Source organism: Nocardia sp. MH4 (genome assembly GCF_019266065.1).
GTDB classification, from domain to species: domain Bacteria; phylum Actinomycetota; class Actinomycetes; order Mycobacteriales; family Mycobacteriaceae; genus Nocardia; species Nocardia canadensis.
This window is the reverse complement of the sequence record NZ_LPNR01000129.1, coordinates 36958-59467: the sequence shown is the minus strand read 5'-3', so window position 1 is coordinate 59467 and position 22510 is coordinate 36958. Positions and strand designations below refer to the sequence as shown.

The window sequence follows — 22510 nt, the reverse complement described above, 5'->3', positions numbered from 1 at the left end:
CCCGCCACGGCCGCCGCCCCGACGAGGTCCTGCTGCTCGCCGGCGCCGCCGAGGGCTTCGCCCTGCTGCCCCGGCTCGCCCCGCGCCTGGCCGCGGTCGTCCACCCCTCCTTCACCGAGCCCGAGCTGGCGCTGCGGGAGGCCGGTGTCCCGGTGACGCGGGTGATCCTGGAACCGCCGTACACGCTCGATCCTGATCTCGTTCCCGAGGAGGCCGATCTGGTCGTCCTCGGCAATCCCACCAACCCGACCTCGGTACTGCACCCGGCGGCCGTTATCGCGGCGTTGCGTCGGCCGGGGCGTCTCGTGGTGGTCGACGAGGCGTTCGCCGACGCGGTCGCGGACGGCACCGTCGCGGGTGCGGCAGTGGACGGAGGACCCGGCGGCGGCCGGGAATTCGGCGGTACGGGCGACAACGTGGCCGGCGCTGCCCGGAACGTCGCGTCCGGTGCCGTGATGCGCGGCGCGGTGGCCGATCCTGGTGGTGCGCGGCCCGCGTCGTCGTCCGCACGCCGGACGCCGGACCTGTCGTCGACCCCGAGTGCGCCGGACGCATCGTCCATCTGGACGGCGCCGGCCGTCGACGTGGAACCGGGAGCGCCGGTGCGATCGACCTCCCGACCGGGGTCGGATTCCCCGACGTCGCACATCGCCGGGGAACCGGAGTCGCTGGCCGCGCTGGCCGCCCCGGACGTCCTCGTCCTGCGTAGCCTCACCAAGACCTGGGCGCTGGCCGGACTGCGGTGCGGGTATGTGCTCGGCGCGCCGGAGGTGCTGGCCCGGCTGACCCAGGGCCGCCCGCACTGGCCGCTGGGCACGCTGCAGCTCGAGGCGATCATCGCCACCGCCGAACCGGCGGCCGTCACCGCGTCCCGTCGGCACGCCGACGAGATCGCCGTCGAACGCGCGGGCATGATCGAGCGCCTCACCGCCCTCGGTCTCGACGTGCACACCCCGGCCGCGGGCCCCTTCCTGCTGCTGCGCGTCCCCGACGGGGAACTGCTGCGCAAGCGCCTGGCCGACCGGGGCATCGCGGTGCGCCGGGCCGACACCTTCCCCGGGCTGGGGCCCGATCACCTGCGGGTCGCCGTGCGCGGCGCGGACGAGGTCGATCGGTTGGTCGAGGGTTTGCGGGCCTCGCTGTGGTGACAGGAGCGACTGGGCCCGTCGTGGTGGCGGCCGGCTGGCCCGTAGTGCCAGACGCGACCGGGCCTGTGGTGGCACAGGCGGGCTGCCCTGTGGTGGCCGCGGCGGGTGGTGCTGTGGTGCCGGAGGATCGGGTCGGGGCCACCGCAGGTTCCCGGCGCGAGTAGTGGAAAGCATTGTGGTGCAAGGTGATCCCGCCGCTTCGATGGTGTCGGGGTAAGGCAACGGAACGAAGGAGGCGGCGGTGACCGACCTGGCCGAACTGATCGGGGTACTCGACGCGGCGTACCCACCGCGGCTGGCCGAAACCTGGGATTCGGTCGGGCTCGTGTGCGGTGACCCGGGCCAGGAGGTGACCAAGGTGGTGTTCGCCGTCGACGCCACCGCCGCCGTCGTCGACGAGGCGATCGAGTGGGGCGCCCAGGCGCTGGTCGTGCACCACCCGCTGCTGCTGCGCGGCGTCGACACCGTCGCCGCCGACACCCCCAAGGGCGCGCTGCTGCACCGGCTGATCCGCTCCGGCTGCGCCCTGTTCTCCGCGCACACCAACGCCGATTCGGCCGACCCCGGCGTCTCGGACGCGCTCGCTGCCGCCGTCGGCCTCACCGTCACCGGCCCGCTCGACCCCAAGCCCGCTGCCGCCGTGGACAAATGGGTGATCCAGGTCCCGCAGACGCACACCGCCTCGCTCATGTCGGCACTGTTCACCGCGGGCGCGGGCGCGATCGGCGACTACCGCGAAGCCGCCTGGTACACCTCCGGCACCGGCCAGTTCCGTCCCCTGCCCGGCGCGAATCCGGCGATCGGGGCCGTCGGCACGGTCGAGACCGTCACCGAGGACGCCGTCGAAGTGGTCGCGCCGCCGACCTCCCGCCTGGCCGTCCTGGCGGCCCTGCGCGCGGCGCACCCGTACGAGGAACCGGCCTATCACGTCACCGAGCGCGCGCCGCTGCCGTCCTCGCTCGGCATCGGCCGCATCGGCGAACTCCCGGAACCCGAGACCCTGCGCGAGTTCACCGCCCGGGTCGGCGTCGGCCTGCCGCGCACCGTCTGGGGCGTGCGCGCCGCCGGTGATCCGGACCGCGTCATCCGGCGCGTCGCCGTCTGCGGCGGCGCGGGCGACTCCTACCTGAACGCGGCCGTCCGCGCGGGCGTCGACGCCTACCTCACCTCCGACCTGCGTCATCACCCCGTCGACGAACACCTGCGCCGCGGCGGCCCCGCCCTCGTCGACGCCGCCCACTGGGCCACGGAGTTCCCCTGGTGCGGGCAGGCGGAGCAGGTGGTCCGCGCGGCCCTGCCCGGGATCGAGACCCGCGTCTGCACCCTGCGCACCGACCCGTGGACGGTCACCGGCTGACCCCGCCGGGGAGCCCGGGCCCAGGTCCTCGGGTCATGGCGTACCCACACCGCGCGGCGCGGTACGGTTGACCAACCCATCCGTCCACCGTGTTCAGGAGTTCGTGCGCGTTGAATGTCGAACCGTCGGTCCAGTCCAAGCTGCTCCAGCTCGCCGCTGTCGATGCCGAGTTGACGCGGATCGCGCACCGCAGGAACGCGCTGCCCGAACAGCAGGAGGTGGCGCGCCTGGCGGCCGAGCGCAACGGCTACAAGGACGCCGCCGTCGCGGTCGAGATCGGCATCGACGATCTGGACCGCGACATCCGCAAGCTCGAGGGTGAGGTCGACGCCGTCCGCAAGCGTGAGGACCGCGACCGCGGCATGCTCACCGCGGGCACCGTCGCCGCCAAGCAGCTCTCCGAGATCCAGCACGAGCTGAGCAGCCTGGAGCGTCGCCGCTCGGTGCTCGAGGACGAGCTGCTGACCGTGATGGAACAGCGTGAGGCCATGGTCGCCGATCACGACCACGCGGGCGCCCGATTGAGCAAGGCCGATCAGGACCTCGCCGACGCCGAACGGCTGCGCGACGAGGCGATGGCCGATCTGGAAGTGGCCCAGCGGCGATGCGAGAACGACCGGGCCGGGCTGGTCGGCCTGTTCCCGGACGAATTGCTCGCCATCTACGACAAGCAGCGCGCCGCCCACGGCGTCGGCGCCGCCCTGCTGCAGGCCCGGCGCTGCGGCGCCTGCCGGATCGAGATCGATCGCGGCGAGATGCAGCGCATCGCCAAGGCCGCCCCCGACGCGGTCCTGCGCTGCCCCGAGTGCAGCGCGATCATGGTGCGTACCAAGGAATCCGGGCTGTAACCCGATGAACGAGGTGATCGTCGAGGCCGACGGCGGGTCGCGCGGCAATCCCGGCCCCGCCGGCTACGGCGCGGTGGTGTTCGCCGCCGATCATGTGCGGGTGCTGGCCGAGCGCAAGGAGTATGTCGGCGTCACCACCAACAACGTGGCCGAATACCGCGGTCTCATCGCCGGTTTGGCCGCCGCGGCCGAGCTCGGCGCGCGGGTGGTCACGGTCCGGATGGATTCCAAGCTCGTCGTCGAGCAGATGTCGGGACGCTGGAAGGTCAAGCACCCGTCGATGATTCCGCTCGCCGAGCAGGCGCGCGGGCTGGCCGCCGGGTTCGATCGGGTCACCTTCACCTGGATTCCGCGCGCGGAGAACTCCCACGCCGACCGATTGGCGAACGAGGCGATGGACGACGGCGCGGTCGTCGGCACCGTCCGCGACGCCGTGGCGGCCGGGCACGCGGCGGGCGACGAGGTCGCCGTGCCCGCCACCGAGCCGCGCGATTCCGCTGCCGCCCAGCGTGTTCCGGCCACCCCCGGCTGGACCGGCGCGGTCGGCAGGCCGACGCGGCTGTTGCTGCTGCGGCACGGCCAGACCGAGCTGTCGATCGAGCGCCGCTACTCCGGTCGCGGCAATCCGCCGCTGACCGATCTCGGCCGCGACCAGGCCGAGCGGGCCGCGAAGATGCTGGCCGCCAAGGGCGATATCGCCGCGGTGGTGACCTCGCCGCTGCAGCGGGCCCGCGCCACCGCCGAAGCCGCAGCGGCCGCGCTCGACGTGCCGCTGCGCGTGCTCGACGGGCTCATCGAGACCGACTTCGGCGACTGGGAGGGGCTCACCTTCGCCGAGGCCGCGCAGCGCGATCCGCAGCTGCACGCGGACTGGCTGGGCGACCCGTCGGTGCCCGCGCCCGGTGGCGAGAGCTTCGATCAGGTGCGCGAGCGGATCGAATCGGTGCGGCGCGATCTGGTGGGGCTGTATCCGGGCGAGAACATCGTCGTGGTCAGCCATGTCACGCCGATCAAGACCTTGCTGCAGCTGGCGCTCGGGGTCGGCCCGTCGCTGCTGTATCGCCTGCACCTGGACCTGGCCTCGCTGTGCATCGCGGAGTTCTACCCCGACGGCGGCGCTTCCGTCCGTCTGGTCAACGACGTCTCGTACCTTTAGCGCTGGCCGTCGGTCACCCGGGCGCGGTACGGTCGCCCCGGTTCGCGGTCGGCGTAACGACTATGCCCCGGCGCCCGAGAAGTCTCTCGGGCGTGCGGAGATGCCGCGGCCGTCGAGAAAGGTACTTGATGAGGTTTCTACGGATGGCGGCGTTCGCGGCGGCCATCGCGGGGGCGCTCACCGCGTCCGCTGGTGCGGGCAGCGTGTCGGCCGATCCGAGCGTGGTGCTCGGCGCGGCCTCGGGCATCGTCTTCGACAACAACTCCGGTTGCTCGCTGACCGCCATCGGCCACGACAACGCCGGTCGCCTGGTCGGCCTGACCGCCGGGCACTGCGCGCCGACGGGGGCTCGGGTCGGCGCCGAGCAGGCGCTCAACGCGGGCGTCATCGGCACCGTCGCCTTCTCCGACGACGGCGACTACCTGGACTTCGCGGTCCTGCAGCTGGACGCGTCGAAGGTCCTGCCGGTGCGCACCATCGGCCAGACCACCGTCGTCGGCATCGGCGGCGCGCCCGGCCCCGGCACCACCGTGTGCTCGGACGGTCGCACCAGCGGTCGCAGCTGCGGCGTGGTGTGGGGTGAGCTCGAAGGCACCTCGATCAACCAGTACTGCTCCCAGCCCGGTGATTCCGGCGGCCCGGTCGTCGTCGGCGACCGGCTGGTCGGCATGAACCAGGGCAGGCTCACCGGCCTGGGCCCCGTCGACTTCGACATCCCGTGCACCGGTGGCGCCAACCCGATCCACTCGCCCGCCTACTTCCAGCCCATCCAGGTCATCCTGGACGTGCTGAACCGGGCAGGCGGCGTCGGCGCGGGCTTCCAGCCGATCTGATCCGGCTGACCCGGCAGGGGCGCATCACCGACGCGGTGGTGCGCCCCTGCCGTCATCTCCGCTCGAAACCGGTTGCTCCGCCACGGGCGGCGTGCTGCAATCACCGGCATGGGGGAGACTCGCCGTTGCGGCGCCACCGTCGCGATACGGCAGCTGGAACCCGCGGAGTGGGCGGTGTTTCGCGAGGTGCGATTGCGTGCGTTGCGGGACGCGCCGACCGCCTTCGGCCAGACCATCGGGCAGGCGCTGGCACGCACCCCCGACGACTGGCGCGAGGTGCTGCGGACCCGCGCCCAGTTCGTGGCGACGATGTCCGAGATGACGGTGGGGACCGTCGGCGTGACGACGGATTCGTCGGCTGCTCATCTCATCTCGATGTGGGTAGCGCCCCGCGCTCGCGGCCGCGGCATTGCCGATCAGCTGATCACCACCGCCCTGGCCTGGGCGGTCGAACAGGGCTGCACCGCGGTGTACCTCGAACTGACCGAGGGCAACGAGGCCGCCGAAAACCTCTACCGGCGACACGGTTTCGCGTCGACCGGCCGGCGCGGTCCGGTGGAGCCGGGCGATCCGCGCACCGAATTCGAGATGCGCCGCTCGCTCTGAACCGGTCAGTTGGCCGTGGCGGCCATGGCGCGCAGCGCGGTGGCGGTGGCGTCGTCGAGGGGGTAGAAGAACTCGATGGCCAGTTCGGAGAGGGTGACGTCGGCCGGGGCGCCGAAGGTGGCCATGGTCGAGAACATGGTGAGGGGGCCCAGCGGTGAGTTGATGCGGATCGGGACCTGGAACGGGCCGGTCGGCTCGGCGGTGCCGGGCGAATCAGCCGGTGCCGGATAGCTTCTGACCTCGTCGTAGAGGGCGCGCAGTCGCCTGTCTCCGGTGGCGCCGAGCTGGCGCAGGAGCCGTTCGAGGAACAGTTCGCGGACCTGGTGCAGGTTCTCCAGCCTGCGCGCGAGCCCGTCCGGATGCAGGACCAGCCGGAAGACGTTGGGGCGCGGGGTGAGCAGGTGCTCGGGCACCCCGGCCATCAGCACGGGCATGGCGGCGTTGCCCGCCACCACATCCCACCAGCGATCGACCACCACCGCCGGATACGGCTCGTGCGCGGCGAGCATCGTCTCGATCGCGGCGCGCGCGGGCGAGAGCGCGACATCGTCGAGCGCGGACTCCCGGAACGCGGGCGCGAACCCGGCGGCCAGCAGCAGCGTATTGCGCTCCCGCAGCGGCACATCGAGGGTGTCGCACAGTCGCAGCACCATCGCTCGGCTCGGCTCGGCGCGCCCGGTCTCGACGTAGGAAAGGTGCCGGGAGGAAGTGTCGGCGGCCAGCGCGAGGTCGAGCTGGCTGAGCTTGCGCCGCTGCCGCCACTCCCGCAGCAGCGGCCCGATCCGCGGATCCGTCATCGGCCCAGCGTATCCAGCGCGACCACGGCCCGGCCATGACCTCGGAGGTCATTGCGAGCATGACCCGCGCCCCGCACAGTGGCCTCGTCACCCCCCGGAGAACAGGAGCCGACGATGACCACGATCACCGACCGACGCCGCGCTGGACTGCCCACCGTCCTGCGTGTAGACGGCTGGAGCACAGCGCTCTTCGGCGGCGGGCTGACCCTGTGCGCGCCACTGCTGCGCGCGCCGCTCGGTCTGCCGACCGCGCTGTCGCTGCTCTTCGGCGCCGTCATGATCACCGGCGGCGCGGCCCTGCTGTCCATCGCCGGTCACCGCCCGCATCGCTACGGCCGCGTGGTCGTCGCTGTCAACGCCGCCTCGGCCCTGGGCATGACGGCTCTGGCCTGTTCGGGTCTGCTGCCCCTGACCGCCCTCGGCATCGGCTTCCTGCTCACCGGCGCGGTCCTGGTCGCGACCTTCGCCGCACTCGAATTCGCGGGCCTGCGAGCGGCCCTCCGATGACGGCCACCCGCGGATCGATCAGCACGGACGGTGGGCGACGGCACCCGCGTCACCCCGGCTGGGAAGACCTACGGTGAGCTGAGGCCGCGTTCGTGCATGAGCAGCAGGCCGTACCCGGCTACCGCGTGGGCGTCGATGATCTCCCCGCGCAGGATCATCGCCTCGAACTGGGCGCGGGAGAACCACGCGGTGCGCATGTCCTGCTCCTCGGGTTCGCGCTGCGGCTCACCCGGGGTGAGGTCGGTGGCCAGGAAACAATGGCCACGCTGACTGGTCGAGGCCGGTGCGGTCGCCAGGATGCCCAGCGGCGTCATCCGCCCGGCTCGCAACCCGGTCTCCTCGCGCAATTCGTTGTGCGCCAGCTCGAGCGGCGACGGCGCCGTGCCCTGCGGGGGAGTGCCCGCGGGGAACTCCCAGTAGCGTTCGCCCAGCGGGTACCGGTACTGCTCGACGAGATGGAACCCCGCGCCGTCGAACGGGATCACCATCGCCCAGTCGACCTTGTCGACCACGGCGTAGATCCCCACCGACCCGTCGGACCGGCGAATGGTGTCCTCCCGCAGCCGCATCCACGGATTGGTGTAGATCGTGCGCGAGCTGAGCTGTTCCATGCCTCCATGGTGCCCGACTCGGGACTCGACATAGGGCAAGTGCCGGGCCTCGATCGAAGTATCCGTTCCGGTCGGCCTCTCGCCGGCGTATCCGGGTGGATGTCCGGCCATGACCTCGGAGGTCATTGCGGCGCCTGCCGATGGCACGGAAGGGTCGAACCGTCACTTCGAGACAGGAGACGGATATGACCACTCTCGGCGGGCCGATGGCCGAACCCGACGAGCGCGCCGTGCGCGCGCTGTTCGCCGCCCAAGCCGCGGCCTGGGCGGCCGGAGACGGCAGCGCCTTCGCCGACACCTTCACCGACGATGCCGATTTCGTCTCGGTCTTCGGTGAATTCGTCCAGGGCCGCGCGGAATTGGCGACCGTCATGCAAGCGGGGTTCGACGGCATGATGCGGGGCACCTGCCTGTCGGAGCCGGACGGGACGAGTCTGCGGTTCCCCACCCGCGATACCGCGGTGCTGGTGACCTATGGCGTGCGGCCCCTGCCGCCGGGCGCGCCGCGAACCGAACCGCAGGAGCGCAGCATCCAGATCCGAACCGCGGTGCGCACGGAACGAGGCTGGCGCTTCACCTCGTTCCAGAACACCCGGATCGCCGGCCGGCGCCCGCGCTGACGGGACCTCGGCGGGTTCAGGGACGCAACACCGACACCAGGAAATCGGTCTGGTCGCGCACGACCTGCTCGAAGACGTCGTCGAAGTACACGTCGAAGTGGCCGACCGGGTACTGCTTGACCACCGCGTGCTTGGTGCGCTCGGCCGCCTTGCGGGTCGGGCCGGCCGGGGCGACCGAATCGTTCTCGGCGATCGCGTAGAACACCGGTACCTTCAGCGCCTTCGCGCGGCGGCCCGGCGCGTCGAACAGGGTCGACAATGCCACCCGCGCACCGACTTTCGGCCGGTAGGTCTCGCTCTCCTCGGCGAGCCTGCCGAATCCCTCCGGGACATCGGGCGCGCTCATCAGCGCCGCGGCCCGTTTGCGGCCCGCCAGCCGGATCCGCACGGGCTTGCGCCGGATCGGGCCGAACAGCAGGTCGGTGGCGGCGATGGTGGCGACCTTGGTGACGCTGATCGGTCCCTTCGCCATCGCCGAGGCCCACCCGCTGGTGAACGGTACCTGCGCGACCACCGCGGCGAGGTAGTCGTCGTCGGGCGCCACGGATAGCACGTGCCCGCCGCCGAACGAGGTGCCCCACAACGCGATTCGGGTCGCGTCGAACCCCCGGATACTGCGCCCGTAGGCGATTGCGGCCTTCCAGTCCTGCCGCTGACGGGCGATGTTGAGCACCTGGCGCGGATCACCCTCGCTGGCGCCGAAATGCCGGTAGTCGAACGCCAGCACCCCCATCCCCGCCGCGGCGAACCGCCGCGCATATCGATCCAACCCCATTTCGCGGGTTGCCCCCAGCCCGTGTCCCATGATCACCAGCGGGCGCGGCCGGGGCGCACCGTCGGGCAGGTAGAGCCAGGCAGCGCACTGCTGGTCACCCGAGGGGAAACTGACGTCGACACGTTCCATGGGTGATTACCGTACTGCGTTTTCGGGCGGCGCTCCCGGGGCCCTGCGCGGTCACGCGGGCTGCCGCCGCCGAGGCCGTCGTTCGCGCCACGGTACTCTGTACGAGCGGACGAGTCGGCCGGGCGACCGCGGTGACGAGAACGGGCGCGTGCGCGCCGCTGCTCGGTACCGAGGAAAGTCCGGACTCCACAGAGCAGGGCGGTTGCTAACGGCAACCCGGGGTGACCCGCGGGACAGTGCCACAGAGAACAGACCGCCGCACAGCACGTGCGGTAAGGGTGAAACGGTGCGGTAAGAGCGCACCAGCGCCCCGGGTGACCGGGGCGGCTCGGTAAACCCCGCCCGGAGCAAGGTCGAAGGTCGCACCTCACGGTGCGGCTGCGCAGGTGTTCGAGGGCTGCTCGCCCGAGCCTGCGGGTGGACCGCTCGAGGCACCCGGCGACGGTGTGTCCAGATGGATGGTCGTCCCCCGGTGTGAACCGGGGACAGGATCCGGCTTACAGGCCGGCTCGTCCGCCTGTCGAACGACGAGGCGGCGGCTCCCCCAGGGGAACCGCCGCCCCGGTCGCGCCGGAATCCGGCTCAGCACATCAGCGTGGACATCTGGTAGATCGCCTTGGCCTCGTCCTCGGTCGCGGCGTCGGCGCCGTTCTTGGTGGCCTTGATGATCCCGGTGATGGTGTCGGCCTCGGACTTGCCCGCCTTGATGTCACCGCACGACTGGTTCAGCACGGTCGCGACGGCGGCATCGTCACGCCCGGCGGCCAGCTTCGGGAAGGCGTTGCGGTAGCTCACCACGAACATGCCCGCCTTGCTCGGATCGACCTTGTACTCGGGCGTCGTGGTGGCCGAGGAGCCCGCGGCGGCGGAAGAGGAGGAGTCGTCGCCGCAGCCGGTCAGAAGCAGGGCGAAGACGGTGGCGCTGGCCGCGAGAGCGGCGGTAGTTCTACTCACGCGCGGGATGCTAGCGCCCCAGAAAACAAGCCGCCTCCCGTGAGGTTAACGGGAGGCGACAGGTGCTCGATCTGCTCGGTGAGCTACGCGGGGTTGATCACCAACAGCTGGGCCCAGTAGGACGCCTGGTCCGGGCCGAGGATCGGCAACAGGTAATCGAAAATCAGCGACGACATACGCTCGGAACTCCCATTTATCGACGTGGGTGCCGCACTGCCCGGCAGCTGCCGGGTGTGCCGCCGACACAGTAACAACTGGCGGGACGAGCGCGGGAAAAGTGTGTCGCCTGCGTGAAAATGCGCTGGAAGTCGCCGGAAACGTGAGCGAGGTCATAGAGTGTTCGCCGTCGGCAGGGCTCGCTGCCCGGGTGGTGAGCCCAACACATTCGATCGCGGAAGCAGGTCACATTTACATGCGGGTAGTTCGTTCCATTGTCGCCGGTGCACTGATCGCCGGAGCCGCTGCGGTTTTCACCTCGCTGGGTGCCGGATCGGCGAGCGCGGTCGCGGTGACCCCGCTGGCGGGCGGGGTCCAGGTCGACCTCAGCCCGGCCGATACCGCCTGGGTCCACCAGACCCGGTTCGGTCTGACCGTCGCCGGTCTGCCGCACCCCTCGGCGGCCTCGTTCGGTCAGGCGCTCGACGCCGCGGCGACCGTCTCCTCGTCGGTCCCCAACGGTCGGGTCACCTTCACCGTGTACGGCCCGTTCGACCAGCTCAACGGCACCATGCTGGCCCTGCAGTAGGCACTCGCTAACCTGCCAGGATGGAACTCCATCAGCGGATCGTCTCGGCGCCGGTCGACTTCGGCGCCATCCGTTCCGAATTCGGGCTGGCCTCGGACTATCCGGCCGAGGCCGTCTCGGAGGCCCGCGACGCGGTCGACGCGTTCGCGGGCACGCGGGTCGACCGGACCGACATCGAGTTCGTCACCATCGACCCGCCCGGCGCCATGGATCTGGACCAGGCGCTGCACCTCGAACGCACCCCCACCGGCTTCACCCTGCAGTACGCGATCGCCGATCTCGGCGCCGTGATCGTGCCGGGCGGTGCGCTCGCCCGGGAATCCGAAACCCGTGGCCAGACCTTCTACCTGCCCGACGGCACCGTCCCGCTGCACCCGACGGTGCTGTCCGAGGGCACCGCCAGCCTGCTGCCCGGCGTGGACCGGCCCGCCGCGCTGTGGACCATCGACCTCGACGAACGCGCTGTCCCGCAGCGCTTCTCGGTCACGCGCGCGCTGGTGCGCTCCCGCGAGCGCTTCGACTACGCGCAGGTCCAGGCCGCCGCCGACGCGGGCACGCTGCACCCCTCGCTGGTCGCGCTGCCCGAGTTCGGCAGGTTGCGGATCGAGGCAGGCCTCGACCGGGGCGCGATCGCGTTGCGACTGCCCGCCCAGGATGTGGTGCGCCACGGCGACAACTGGCGCCTGGAACTGGAACCGCGCACCGCCGCCGACGACTGGAACGAGCAGGTTTCGCTGCTCACCGGCATGTGCGCGGCCCAGATCATGCTGGCGCACCAGGGCCCGGCGATCGGTCTGCTGCGCACTATGCCGCCGCCGCCCGACAGCGCGATCGCCTCGATGCGGCGCACCGCGGCCGCGCTCGGCGTCGCCTGGCCCGCCGACATGCCCGTCGGCCGACTGCTGGCCGGCCTCGACGCGAACACCCCCGCCGCCATGGTCCTGATGTCGGAGGCGACGAGCCTGCTGCGCGGCGCCGGCTACACGCTGCTCGCCGACCTCGACCAGCCGACCGCGGAGCAGCTCACCCACAGCGCGATCGGCGCCCCCTACGCCCACGTCACCGCCCCGCTGCGCCGTCTGGCCGACCGCTTCACCACCGAGATCTGCCTGGCCCACTGCGCGGGCACCGAGGTCCCCACCTGGGTGATCAACGGTCTCGGGCCCGCCGCGGAAACCCTGCGCCGCACCGACTCCGTCGCGAGCAAGGTCGACCGCGCCTGCGTCGACCTGACCGAGGCGACCGTGCTGGCGCCCCGGGTCGGCACCGAGTTCCCGGCGCTGGTCCTGCGCGAAGCCAACGGCACCCGCGACGCCGAGATCTTCGTCAGCGAACCCCCGATCCTGGGCCGCTGCGCGGGCAAACCGCCGGAAGGCGAGCACGTCCCGGTCCGGCTCGTGACCGCCGATATCGCCACCCGCACCATCGGATTCGACTACGCCCGACCCTGATCCGACACCGGCGGGCAGGCTCGGGGTGGGGGCAGCCGTCGCAACCGCCGTCTCCTGGCCGGCGACACGACCTACCGGTGGGCCGTCTCGCATCGGCACGAGCTGACCGGCGAGGCCGGGTGTGGTCCGCACCATGCTCGACCTCGCGTCGGCCGACGACGCGGGCTTCGCCCGCACCAGGGAACTGGACGGCTGGCCGCTGCTCGACCGGGCGCTTCGGGAGCGGGACCGGGAGGACCGGTGTCCGTGACGAACCGACGCGGCCGACCGCTAGTCGGCGGCGGTGGCGAAGGCCGCGGCGGCGGGATAGTGGGCGATGGCTCGGCCCGCGGCGGCTTCCTCGGTGTCGGCGAGGAGTTCGTAGAGGGTCGCGGTCGCGGTGGGCGACGTTGCGGCCGCGGCGAGGATGGCCTCGCGGGATTCGACGGCGTCACGGTGGTCGCCGAGGACGGTTTGCAGGCGTTTGGCGCGCGAGCCGAGGTCGGTCGCGTCGTCGCCGAGGACGGTGCCTGCCGCTTCGCAGGAATAGCGCAAGCGCTTGGCGCCCTTGCGGATATCGTGCAGAAGCTCGACGCGGTCGGCGGGGGCGGCGGTGGGTTCGGCGAGGACCAGTGCGCGCAGGCGCTTGCGGTCGCGACGCAGGACGCCGTCGAAGACCTTGCGCGCGGGCGTGCGGGCCAGGTCGCGGTCCAGCGGGGGATCGGTGCGCCAGGCGGTCAGGGTTTTGCGCAGGCGCCGGTAGCGCTTGCCGTCGAGCGCGCTCAGCACCTCGGCGTGGGCGTCGGTGTAGGCGTCGAGGGAGGCACCGACCAGCGCCTGGGTGACCTCGTCGGGGACCTCGTCGTGCTCGGCGAGCAGGTCGACGAAGCGCTCGGCGCGGACCTCGGCATCGCGGGCCACGCCGAGTAGATCGGCCAGCCACTTCAGCTCGGCCTCGGTGGCCGCCGCCCGCTTCGTGTGGAAGAGCCTGCGATAGGACCGCAGGACGCTGCGCAGGCGGCGGGTGGCCACGCGCATCTGGTGCACCGAGTCCTCGGCGTCGGCACGCACGTCGGGTTCGGCGGCGAGCAGCCGGTCGATGTCGTCCCGCAGTGCCGCGACGACGGCTTTGCCGGCCTTGGGCGCCATGATTCAGCCTCGCTTCCCGAACGCGTCGGTCGCTTCCACCAGATGGTGGGTGATGCCGGGCTCGTGGGCGGTGTGCCCGGCGTCCTCGACGATGTGCAGGGTCGAACCCGGCCAGGCGTTGTGCAGATCCCACGCGCTCACCGCGGGGCACACGATGTCGTGGCGGCCCTGCACGATCACCCCGGGGATGTCGGCGATCCGGTCCATGTCACGCAGCAACTGTCCCTCGTCGAGGAATCCGCCGTGCCGGAAATAGTGGTTTTCGATGCGCGCGAACGCCAGCGCGAAGCGTGCCTCGCCGGTCTCGGCCACCCGATCCGGTTGCGGCAGCAACGAACTCGTCGCGCCCTCCCACGTCGACCAGGCCACGGCGGCGTCGAGCGCCACCTGCGGATCGGGCGAGTGCAGCAGCCGGTGATACGCCTCCACCAGGTCCTCGCCGCGCTCGGCGACCGGCACCGGAGCCAGGAACTTCGCCCACTCGGCCGGGTAGACGTTGCCCGCCGCGCCGTTGTAGTACCAGTCGATCTCCTTGCGCCGCAACAGGAAGATCCCGCGCAGCACCAGCTCGGTGACCCGCTCGGGATGGGCTTGGGCGTAGGCCAGGCCCAGGGTCGATCCCCACGAGCCGCCGAACACCTGCCAGCGGTCCACGCCGAGGTGCTCGCGCAGCAACTCCATGTCGGCGATCAGATGCCCGGTGGTGTTGACGCCGAGGTCCGCGCCGTCGGCGAGGTGTGGCACCGACCGGCCGCACCCGCGCTGATCGAAGAGCACGATGCGGTAGACGGCGGGATCGAAGAACCGCCGTTGCAGCGGCCCGGTGCCGCCGCCCGGCCCGCCGTGCACGAACACCACCGGCTTGCCGTCGGGATTGCCACTGACCTCCCAGTACACCGACTGGCTGTCGCCGACGTCGAGCAGGCCGTGCGCGAACGGCTCGATCTCCGGGTAGAGGTCGCGCATCAGAACGCCAGTCCCGCAGCGAGATTCGGCAGATCCAGGGCGGTCATCGCCTCGGTACGCACGTCCGGGCAGGCCTCGGTGGTGACCCGGTCGACGATCGCCTTGTCGGCCAGCACCTGGGCGTTGATCCCGCCGTTGCGCAGCGCCCACTCGTGCACCATCGCGTTGAGCGCGAACCGGCCCAGCGTCGGGCCCTGCACCCGGAAGTTGGACAGCTCGGGCCGGATCATGTCGCACAGCTGCGCGGCCGCGGTGTCGGTGATCGTCACGCTCCCCGGCGTGCCGGAGGTGCTCGGCTTCGCCACGCTGGTCGTCGCGGCGGTCGTGGTGCCGGAACTGCCTGTCGGGGTGGTTTCCCCACTGCCGCAAGCGCTCAGGCTCGCGACGGCGAGCGCGCCCGCGAGCAGCAGCGCGGGACGGGTCTTCCAACGGCGGTGCGGCATCGATACCTCTACTCGTGTCGACTATGTCGGTATCGAGTCTGCCATCCGGTGCCACCGCGCACATCCGGCCGAACCCTGAGTTCGACACGCGAGCCCGCACGCCCCGCCCTCGGCCGGACACGCCGTGAACCCGGCCCCACGCGCCCCGACCCTGAGGAGGGCAGGCCGCGCAGCGGCCGTCGCGGCCGTCCCGTCGGTCAGGTGCCGTTGCGTAGGCGACGAAGGAGCAAGCAACGGTGCCCGACCGACGGGACAGGAGGGGCCGCGACCTCGAGCGCGCCAGCGCTCCAGAAACTCAGAAGCTGTGCTCCGGGCCGGGGAAGGTGCCCCGGCGGACCTCGTCGGCGTAGGCGGCCGCGGCCGAGCGCAGCTCGTCACCGACATTGCCGAAGCGCTTGACGAACTTCGCCGTCTTGCCGCTGGTGTAGCCGGCCATGTCCTGCCAGACCAGCACCTGCGCGTCGCAGTCGGCGCCGGCGCCGATGCCGACGGTCGGGATGGTCAGCTTGTGGGTGACCTGGCCCGCCAGCTCGGCCGGGACCATCTCCATGACCACGGAGAACGCGCCCGCCTCCTGCACCGCGATGGCGTCGGCGATGAGCTGCTCGGCACCGTCGCCGCGCCCCTGCACCCGGAACCCGCCGAGGGTGTTCACGCTCTGCGGGGTGAAGCCGATGTGCGCCATCACCGGAATGCCGGCGGCGGTGATCAGCGCGATCTGCTCGGCGACGCGTTCGCCGCCCTCGAGCTTGACCGCGTGCGCGCCGCCCTCCTTCATGAACCGGGTGGCGGTGGCCAGCGCCTGCTGCGGCGAGGACTCGTAGGTGCCGAACGGCAGGTCGGCGACGACCAGCGCGTGCGGCGCGCCACGGACGACGCCGCGCACCAGCGGGATCAGCTCGTCGATGGTGATCGGCACGGTGGTGTCGTAGCCGTACACCACGTTGGCGGCGGAATCGCCGACCAGCAGGACCGGAATGCCCGCTTCCTCGAAGAGGCGCGCGGAGGAGTAGTCGTAGGCCGTCAGCATCGACCAGCGCTCGCCCTCGGCCTTCATCTGCTGCAGATGCTGGACGCGGGTCTTGCGGCGGGGCTTGGCTTCGGCGGCGGGAGCGGCACCGTAGGCAGGGGTCTGCTCATCGGATACGGACATCATCGTCCCTTTCGTCTGGTTCCTCGAGGCCCGTACCGGGTCCCCGGGTTTTTCTGACGAATCCAGTGTGCCACCTCGGGCCGAGCCGACTTAAGGGCCGGTACCGGTGTGATCGGTCACAGCGGTGGTTCGGCTAGCGTGACGGAGAGCCCTTTCGCGCGGATCGGGCGCATCGTGTTGTGCGCCGTGCGGCGCGGAAAGGTGGGCCCACAGTGCAGCGTGGCAGGCTTGTCGTGCTCCTCGGCGCTCTCGCGGCGCTGATCGTCTCCGGCTGCACGAGCGCCGAGACCAGCGCGCCGCGCGCGGAGCTGCCGCCACCGCCGCCCGGTCTGGAGAAGTTCTACGACCAGCCACTCGACTGGGGTTCGTGCGAGGGCTTCGGCAGCCCGGAGGACCGGCTGCCGCCCAAGACCGAATGCGCGCGGATCACTGTGCCCGTCGACTACGCGCGCCCGGACGGCCCGACCGCCCAGATCGCGCTGTCGCGGATCCCGGCCACCGGCGACAAGATCGGCTCGCTGCTGCTGAACCCCGGCGGCCCCGGGGTCTCCGGGCTGTCGATGGTCGCCGTCGGCAACCGGACCGAGCTGGCCGAGAAGTTCGACCGGGTCGGATTCGATCCGCGCGGCGTCGGGTCCTCACTGCCCGCGATCGTCTGCCTGACCCCGCAGCAGGCCGACGCCGAACGCGCCGAGCCGCCCACCGACAACACCCCGGCCGGCATCGCCGACGCCGAGGCCGACAATCGTGAGTACGCCGACCGGTGCGCCCAGCGCACCGGCACCGACCTGCTCGCCCATGTCGGCACCCGCGAGGTCGTCCAGGACATGGACGTGCTGCGCGCGGTGCTCGGCGACCCGAAACTGAGCTACCTCGGCTACTCCTATGGCACCCGGCTCGGCTCGGCCTACGCCGAGAAGTACCCGCAGAACGTGCGCGCCCTGGTCCTCGACGGCGCGGTGGACTCCTCCCAGGACCCCGTGCAGGAGTCGCTGCGCCAGGCCGCGGGCTTCCAGGGCGTGTTCAACGCCTACGCCGCCGACTGCGCGAAGAACGCCGACTGCCCGCTCGGCACCGATCCGGCCCAGTCCGTGGCCCGGTTCCGCGCGCTGGTCTCCCCGCTGGAGACCACGCCCGCCGCTACCGCCGACCCGCGCGGGCTCAGCTACGGCGACGCCATCACCGGCGTCCAGCAGGCCCTCTACACCGACGACCTGTGGAACGTGCTCACCCAGGGCCTGACCGAACTGCGCGACGGACGCGGCGACACCCTGCTGCAACTGGCCGACATGTACGACGGCCGCCGCGAGGACGGCACCTACGCCAACACCCAGGACGCCTTCAACGCCATCCGCTGCGTCGACGATCCGCGCGTCACCGATCCGGCGGTCACCGGCCGCCAGGACACCGAGTACCGCAAGGCCGCGCCGTTCCTCGACGACGGCAAGGGCACCGGCGCCGCCCCGCTGGAACTGTGCGCCTCCTGGCCGGTGCCCAACACCAGCACCCCGCACCGGGTCAGCGCCCCCGGCGCGCCGAAGACGGTCGTGGTCTCGACCACCGACGACCCCGCGACGCCGTACCAGGCCGGTGTCGATCTGGCCGCGCAGCTGGGTGCCGACCTGATCACCTTCCGCGGCAACCGGCACACCGCCGCCCTCGTCGCGGGCGACCGCTGCCTCGACGACGCCGTCATCGACTATCTGGTCGACCTCGCCGCGCCCGGCGCCGGACTCACCTGCTGAGGCGGATCGCGGCTCAGCGCGCCCCGTCACCGCGGGTGAGATGTGCGAACGATGTGACGAGATAGCAAACGCGAGCGCGTATGTAACACGGATTTAACGCCGGGTGCTTACGCTCGCCGGTATGGATCGCCAGAAGGAATTCGTGCTGCGGACGCTCGAAGAGCGGGACATCCGCTTCGTACGTCTCTGGTTCACCGACGTGCTGGGTTACCTGAAGTCCGTCGCCATCGCGCCCGCCGAGCTCGAGGGCGCCTTCGAGGAGGGCATCGGCTTCGACGGCTCGGCCATCGAAGGCTTCGCGCGCGTGTCCGAGGCGGACATGGTCGCGCGGCCCGATCCGTCGACCTTCCAGGTGCTGCCCTGGGCCACCTCCAAGGGCCACCAGCACTCCGCCCGCATGTTCTGCGACATCACCATGCCCGACGGCTCGCCGTCGTGGGCCGACCCGCGCCACGTGCTGCGGCGTCAGCTCAACAAGGCCGCCGACGTGGGCTTCAGCTGCTACGTGCACCCCGAGATCGAGTTCTTCCTGCTGGAGAACGGCCTGAAGAACGGCGCTCCGGTGCCCGCCGACAACGGCGGCTTCTTCGACCAGGCCGTGCACGACTCGGCCCCGAACTTCCGCCGCCACGCCATCGACGCGCTCGAGTCGATGGGCATCTCGGTGGAGTTCAGCCACCACGAGGGCGCCCCCGGCCAGCAGGAGATCGACCTGCGCTACGCCGACGCGCTCTCGATGGCCGACAACGTGATGACCTTCCGCTACCTCATCAAGGAGGTCGCGATCGACGAGGGCGTGCGCGCGACGTTCATGCCCAAGCCGTTCGCCCAGTATCCCGGCTCGGCCATGCACACCCACATGAGCCTGTTCGAGGGCGAGTCCAACGCCTTCGCCGACCCCGACGATCCGGAGAACCTGTCCGCCACGGCGCGCTCGTTCATCGCGGGCATCCTCGAGCACGCCCCCGAGATCAGCGCGATCACCAACCAGTGGGTCAACTCCTACAAGCGCCTGATCCACGGCGGCGAGGCCCCGACGGCCGCCTCCTGGGGCCGGTCCAACCGCTCGGCGCTGGTGCGCGTGCCGATGTACACGCCGAACAAGTCGTCCTCGCGCCGGGTCGAGATCCGCAGCCCTGATTCGGCCTGCAACCCGTACCTGACCTTCGCGGTGCTGCTCGCGGCCGGGCTGCGCGGCATCGAGAAGGGCTACACGCTGCCCCCCGAGGCCGAGGACGACGTGTGGTCGCTGACCGACGCCGAGCGTCGCGCGATGGGCTTCCGCTCGCTGCCGGGCACCCTCGACGAGGCCCTGCAGGTGATGGAGCGCTCGGAGCTGGTCGCCGAGACGCTCGGCGAGCACGTCTTCGACTTCTTCCTGCGTAACAAGCGCCGGGAATGGGCCGCCTACCGCAGCCAGGTGACCCCGTGGGAGCTCGAGGAATACCTCAGTCTGTGACACCGCGCCCGGCCGCGCCGGGCGTGACGCGGTCGATGCGCGGACCATGTACTTTTAGGGCATGGTCCGGCCACCGACTGCCCGCTCCGCTGTCCCCGGCGTCGGCCGGCTCGGCTTGCTCGAGCCCACCGCAGCGGATTCCCTGCACCAGCTCGGCTGGGACAATGTCGACGGCGTACCAGTGCTCTGGGCGCTGTCGCGTTCGCCCGACGCCGATCTGGCCCTGTCCACGCTGATCCGGCTGCGGGAGTCGCTCGGAACCGACTGGGCCGAACTGGATTCGGCCATCCGCTCCGATGCCACGTTGCGCGGCAGACTGTTCGGGCTGCTCGGCTCGTCCACCGCGTTCGGCGATCACCTCGTCGCCACGCCCGCCGCGTGGAAAGTGCTGCGCGCGAACCGGCTTCCCGAACGCGACGAACTGATCGCCGACCTGCTCGCCGCGGTCGAGGCGAAACCCGAGAGCGGACCCAACGCGGGGCCGATGCTGTTCCGGGCCGAGATCGCCGGTCCGGAGGCGATCGCGTTGCTGCGGAGCCGGTATCGCGATCAGCTGATGCTGCTGGCCGCGGTCGACCTGGCCTCCACTGTCGAGAACGAGCCGGTGCCGCCGTATCAGGTGGTCGGCAGGCACCTGTCCGATCTGGCCGACGCCGCGCTCACCGCCGCGCTGTCGGTCGCCGTGGCGCGGGTGTGCAAGAACGGCCCGGTGCCGGTGCGCCTGGCGGTCATCGCGATGGGCAAATGCGGTGCGCGCGAACTGAACTACGTCAGCGATGTCGACGTGGTGTTCGTCGCCGAGCCGGCCGACGCCACCGCGACCAGGCTGGCCGCGGAGATGATGAGCGTCGCCGGTTCGGCGTTCTTCGAGGTCGACGCCGCGCTGCGCCCCGAGGGCAAGGCGGGCGCGCTGGTGCGCACGCTCGACTCCCACCTCGCCTACTACAAGCGCTGGGCCCGCACCTGGGAGTTCCAGGCGCTGCTCAAGAACCGGCCGATGACCGGCGATCTGGAACTCGGGCAGCAGTACCGCGACGCGATCATGCCGATGGTGTGGACCGCCTCCGAGCGCCCCGACTTCGTCGCCGACGTGCAGGCCATGCGTCGCCGGGTGGAGGATCTGGTCCCCGCCGACCTGCGCGAACGCGAACTCAAGCTCGGCGCGGGCAGCCTGCGCGATGTCGAATTCGCCGTACAGCTCCTGCAATTGGTGCACGGCCGGGTCGATGATTCGCTGCATGTCACCAACACCGTCGAGGCGCTCACCGCGCTGGCCGCGGGCGGCTACGTCGGGCGCGACGACGCGGCCAACCTCACCGCCTCCTACGAGTTCCTGCGGCTGCTCGAGCACCGGCTGCAGTTGCAGCGGCTCAAGCGCACCCACACCCTGCCCGCCTCCGACGACGAGGAGGGCATGCGCTGGCTCGCGCGCGCGGCCCACATCCGGCCCGACGGCAGGCAGGACGCGGTCGGGGTGCTCGAGACCGACATCCGCCGCAATTCGATGCGGGTGCGCAGGCTGCACGCCAAGCTGTTCTACCGGCCGCTGCTCGAGTCGGTCGCCCGGCTCGACTCCGACGCGCTGCGGCTGAGCCCCGACGCCGCGGTGCGCCAGCTCGCCGCACTCGGCTACGGCGCGCCCGCCAACGCGCTCGGCCACCTCAAGGCGCTCACCGGCGGCGTCTCGCGCAAAGGCCGCATCCAGGCGCTACTGCTGCCGACGCTGCTCGAATGGCTCGGCGACACCCCGAATCCCGACGCGGGCCTGCTCGCCTACCGCCGGGTCTCGGAAGGTCTCGACGACCAGATCTGGTTCCTGCGCGAACTGCGCGACGAGGGCGCCATCGCTCAGCGGTTGATGATCGTGCTCGGCTCCTCGGAGTACCTGCCCGACCTGCTGATCAACGCCCCCGAGACCATCCGCATGTACGCCGACGGCCCCGGCGGTCCGCAGCTGCTCGGCCCGCAGCCCGAGGATGTCGCGCGCGGCATCCAGACCGCCGCGGCCCGCTACGACGATCCGTCTCGCGCCGTCGCCGCGGCCAGGTCGCTGCGCAGGCACGAGCTCGCTCGCGTGGCCTCGGCCGACCTGCTGGGCATGCTGGACGTGCCGCAGGTGTGCGCGGCGCTGTCGTCGGTGTGGGTGGCGGTGCTCGAGGCCGCGCTCAGCGCGGTCATCCGGGCGTCGGTGGCCGAGCGGGGCGCGCCGGCGCCCGCCGACCTCGCGGTCATCGGCATGGGCAGGCTCGGCGGCATGGAACTGGGCTACGGGTCCGACGCCGACGTGCTGTTCGTCTGCGACCCCCGCCCCGGCGAGGACGAGACCACGGCGGTGAAGTGGGCGACCGGCGTCGCGGAGAAGGTCCAGCGCCTGCTCGGCGCGCCGAGCACCGACCCGCCGCTGCAGGTCGACGCGGGCCTGCGCCCGGAGGGCCGCAACGGCGCGCTGGTCCGCACGCTGGCCGCCTATCAGGCCTATTACGCCCAGTGGGCCCAGCCGTGGGAGGTGCAGGCGTTGCTGCGCGCGCACCAGGTGGCCGGCGATCAGGATCTGGGCGTGCGGTTCCTGCACGTCATCGACCCGATCCGCTATCCGGCCGGTGGCGTCTCGGCGGAGTCGGTGCGCGAGATCCGCCGGATCAAGGCCCGCGTCGACGCCGAGCGCCTGCCGCGCGGGGCCAATCCGGCCACCCACACGAAGCTGGGGCGCGGCGGTCTGGCCGATATCGAGTGGACCGTGCAGCTGCTGCAGCTGCGGCACGCGCACGAGGTGCCCGCGCTGCACAACACCTCGACGCTGGAGGCGCTCGACGTCATCGAGGCCGAGGGCATCCTGGAACCCGAGGACGTCGCGCTGCTGCGGGAATCGTGGATCACCGCGACGGCGGCCCGCAACGCGCTCGTGCTGGTCAAGGGCAAGCCGACCGATCAGCTGCCCGGTCCGGGCCGACTGCTCTCGGCGGTCGCGCGGGTGGCGGGCTGGCCCACCGACGACGGCAGCGAGTTCCTCGACAACTACATGCGCATCACCCGCCGGGCCAAGGCGGTCGTCGAGCGGGTGTTCGGGGGATAGCGGACA

General features: G+C 71.6%; 21 protein-coding genes and 1 other RNA gene. 14 read left to right on the top strand and 8 right to left on the bottom strand.

The features are described 5' to 3' along the window. The 6 genes from ATM97_RS34715 to ATM97_RS31735 all read left to right on the top strand — a co-directional run. Window positions 1-1148, top strand: a 1148-nt coding sequence (locus ATM97_RS34715; protein ID WP_255588705.1) for an aminotransferase class I/II-fold pyridoxal phosphate-dependent enzyme, incomplete at its 5' end; no start/stop codon positions are given. Between the two features lie 241 nt (window positions 1149-1389). Then, the gene (locus ATM97_RS31755) at window positions 1390-2505 is read left to right on the top strand and encodes a Nif3-like dinuclear metal center hexameric protein (RefSeq protein ID WP_218721890.1); all 1116 of its coding nucleotides are present in this window, start codon (window positions 1390-1392) and stop codon (window positions 2503-2505) included. A gap of 110 nt (window positions 2506-2615) precedes the next feature. Further along, the gene (locus ATM97_RS31750; RefSeq protein WP_218721888.1) at window positions 2616-3353 is read left to right on the top strand and encodes a zinc ribbon domain-containing protein; all 738 of its coding nucleotides are present in this window, start codon (window positions 2616-2618) and stop codon (window positions 3351-3353) included. Window positions 3354-3357: 4 nt separating this feature from the next. Beyond that, window positions 3358-4509: a bifunctional RNase H/acid phosphatase gene (locus ATM97_RS31745; RefSeq protein WP_218721886.1), complete on the top strand. Its 1152-nt coding sequence runs from the start codon at window positions 3358-3360 to the stop codon at window positions 4507-4509. Between the two features lie 143 nt (window positions 4510-4652). Then, on the top strand, window positions 4653-5342 hold the full coding sequence (locus tag ATM97_RS31740) for a S1 family peptidase (RefSeq protein ID WP_218721884.1): 690 nt from the start codon (window positions 4653-4655) through the stop codon (window positions 5340-5342). A 108-nt stretch (window positions 5343-5450) separates the two neighbouring features. Further along, a complete protein-coding gene (locus tag ATM97_RS31735) occupies window positions 5451-5948 on the top strand; it encodes an N-acetyltransferase (RefSeq protein ID WP_218721882.1) in 498 nt (165 codons plus the stop codon). A 5-nt stretch (window positions 5949-5953) separates the two neighbouring features. Here ATM97_RS31735 and ATM97_RS31730 read toward each other — a convergent pair whose 3' ends face one another. Continuing rightward, window positions 5954-6745 (bottom strand): helix-turn-helix domain-containing protein, encoded by a 792-nt coding sequence (locus ATM97_RS31730; protein ID WP_218721880.1) that lies wholly within the window; start codon window positions 6743-6745, stop codon window positions 5954-5956. A gap of 114 nt (window positions 6746-6859) precedes the next feature. Here ATM97_RS31730 and ATM97_RS31725 point away from each other — a divergent pair, with 114 nt between their 5' ends. After that, entirely contained in the window at window positions 6860-7252 is a 393-nt protein-coding gene (locus ATM97_RS31725) for a hypothetical protein (RefSeq protein WP_218721878.1), read from the top strand. 68 nt (window positions 7253-7320) lie between these two features. On the opposite strand, the gene ATM97_RS31720 is transcribed toward ATM97_RS31725, so the two are convergent. After that, window positions 7321-7863 carry an NUDIX hydrolase gene (locus ATM97_RS31720; RefSeq protein WP_218721876.1) on the bottom strand — a complete coding sequence of 181 codons (543 nt, stop codon included), beginning with the start codon at window positions 7861-7863 and terminating at the stop codon, window positions 7321-7323. A 185-nt stretch (window positions 7864-8048) separates the two neighbouring features. On the opposite strand from ATM97_RS31720, the gene ATM97_RS31715 reads away from it, so the two are divergent. After that, window positions 8049-8483: an SgcJ/EcaC family oxidoreductase gene (locus tag ATM97_RS31715; RefSeq protein ID WP_255588704.1), complete on the top strand. Its 435-nt coding sequence runs from the start codon at window positions 8049-8051 to the stop codon at window positions 8481-8483. 16 nt (window positions 8484-8499) lie between these two features. Here ATM97_RS31715 and ATM97_RS31710 read toward each other — a convergent pair whose 3' ends face one another. Beyond that, window positions 8500-9387 (bottom strand): alpha/beta hydrolase, encoded by an 888-nt coding sequence (locus ATM97_RS31710; protein ID WP_218721874.1) that lies wholly within the window; start codon window positions 9385-9387, stop codon window positions 8500-8502. A 110-nt stretch (window positions 9388-9497) separates the two neighbouring features. Here ATM97_RS31710 and rnpB point away from each other — a divergent pair. Continuing rightward, window positions 9498-9903: RNase P RNA component class A (gene rnpB / locus ATM97_RS31705), an RNA gene on the top strand. Window positions 9904-9969: 66 nt separating this feature from the next. Here rnpB and ATM97_RS31700 read toward each other — a convergent pair. After that, a complete protein-coding gene (locus ATM97_RS31700) occupies window positions 9970-10341 on the bottom strand; it encodes a hypothetical protein (protein WP_218721872.1) in 372 nt (123 codons plus the stop codon). A gap of 412 nt (window positions 10342-10753) precedes the next feature. On the opposite strand from ATM97_RS31700, the gene ATM97_RS31695 reads away from it, so the two are divergent. Together ATM97_RS31695 and ATM97_RS31690 are read left to right on the top strand one after the other, a co-directional pair. Then, window positions 10754-11086 (top strand): hypothetical protein, encoded by a 333-nt coding sequence (locus tag ATM97_RS31695; RefSeq protein WP_218721870.1) that lies wholly within the window; start codon window positions 10754-10756, stop codon window positions 11084-11086. Between the two features lie 20 nt (window positions 11087-11106). Then, entirely contained in the window at window positions 11107-12537 is a 1431-nt protein-coding gene (locus ATM97_RS31690; RefSeq protein ID WP_218721868.1) for an RNB domain-containing ribonuclease, read from the top strand. Window positions 12538-12807: 270 nt separating this feature from the next. Here the strand turns inward: ATM97_RS31690 and ATM97_RS31685 are convergent, their stop codons facing one another. From ATM97_RS31685 to panB, 4 genes are all read right to left on the bottom strand, one after another. Continuing rightward, window positions 12808-13665, bottom strand: a complete 858-nt coding sequence (locus tag ATM97_RS31685) for a CHAD domain-containing protein (protein ID WP_218721866.1) — start codon at window positions 13663-13665, stop codon at window positions 12808-12810. Between the two features lie 3 nt (window positions 13666-13668). Then, window positions 13669-14631 carry a prolyl aminopeptidase gene (gene pip / locus ATM97_RS31680; RefSeq protein ID WP_218721864.1) on the bottom strand — a complete coding sequence of 321 codons (963 nt, stop codon included), beginning with the start codon at window positions 14629-14631 and terminating at the stop codon, window positions 13669-13671. Beyond that, complete coding sequence (locus tag ATM97_RS31675; RefSeq protein WP_218721863.1) at window positions 14631-15074, bottom strand: hypothetical protein; 444 nt, start codon at window positions 15072-15074, stop codon at window positions 14631-14633. Before ATM97_RS31675 ends, pip begins: the two co-directional genes overlap by 1 nt. Window positions 15075-15369: 295 nt before the next feature. Beyond that, on the bottom strand, window positions 15370-16227 hold the full coding sequence (gene panB, locus ATM97_RS31670; RefSeq protein ID WP_218721861.1) for a 3-methyl-2-oxobutanoate hydroxymethyltransferase: 858 nt from the start codon (window positions 16225-16227) through the stop codon (window positions 15370-15372). 212 nt (window positions 16228-16439) lie between these two features. On the opposite strand from panB, the gene ATM97_RS31665 reads away from it, so the two are divergent. From ATM97_RS31665 to ATM97_RS31655, 3 genes are all read left to right on the top strand, one after another. Next, window positions 16440-17972, top strand: a complete 1533-nt coding sequence (locus ATM97_RS31665; RefSeq protein ID WP_374104926.1) for an alpha/beta hydrolase — start codon at window positions 16440-16442, stop codon at window positions 17970-17972. A 121-nt stretch (window positions 17973-18093) separates the two neighbouring features. After that, window positions 18094-19431 (top strand): type I glutamate--ammonia ligase, encoded by a 1338-nt coding sequence (glnA, locus tag ATM97_RS31660; RefSeq protein WP_218721857.1) that lies wholly within the window; start codon window positions 18094-18096, stop codon window positions 19429-19431. A 61-nt stretch (window positions 19432-19492) separates the two neighbouring features. Beyond that, on the top strand, window positions 19493-22504 hold the full coding sequence (locus tag ATM97_RS31655) for a bifunctional [glutamine synthetase] adenylyltransferase/[glutamine synthetase]-adenylyl-L-tyrosine phosphorylase (RefSeq protein ID WP_218721855.1): 3012 nt from the start codon (window positions 19493-19495) through the stop codon (window positions 22502-22504). The last annotated feature ends 6 nt before the right edge of the window (window positions 22505-22510 follow it).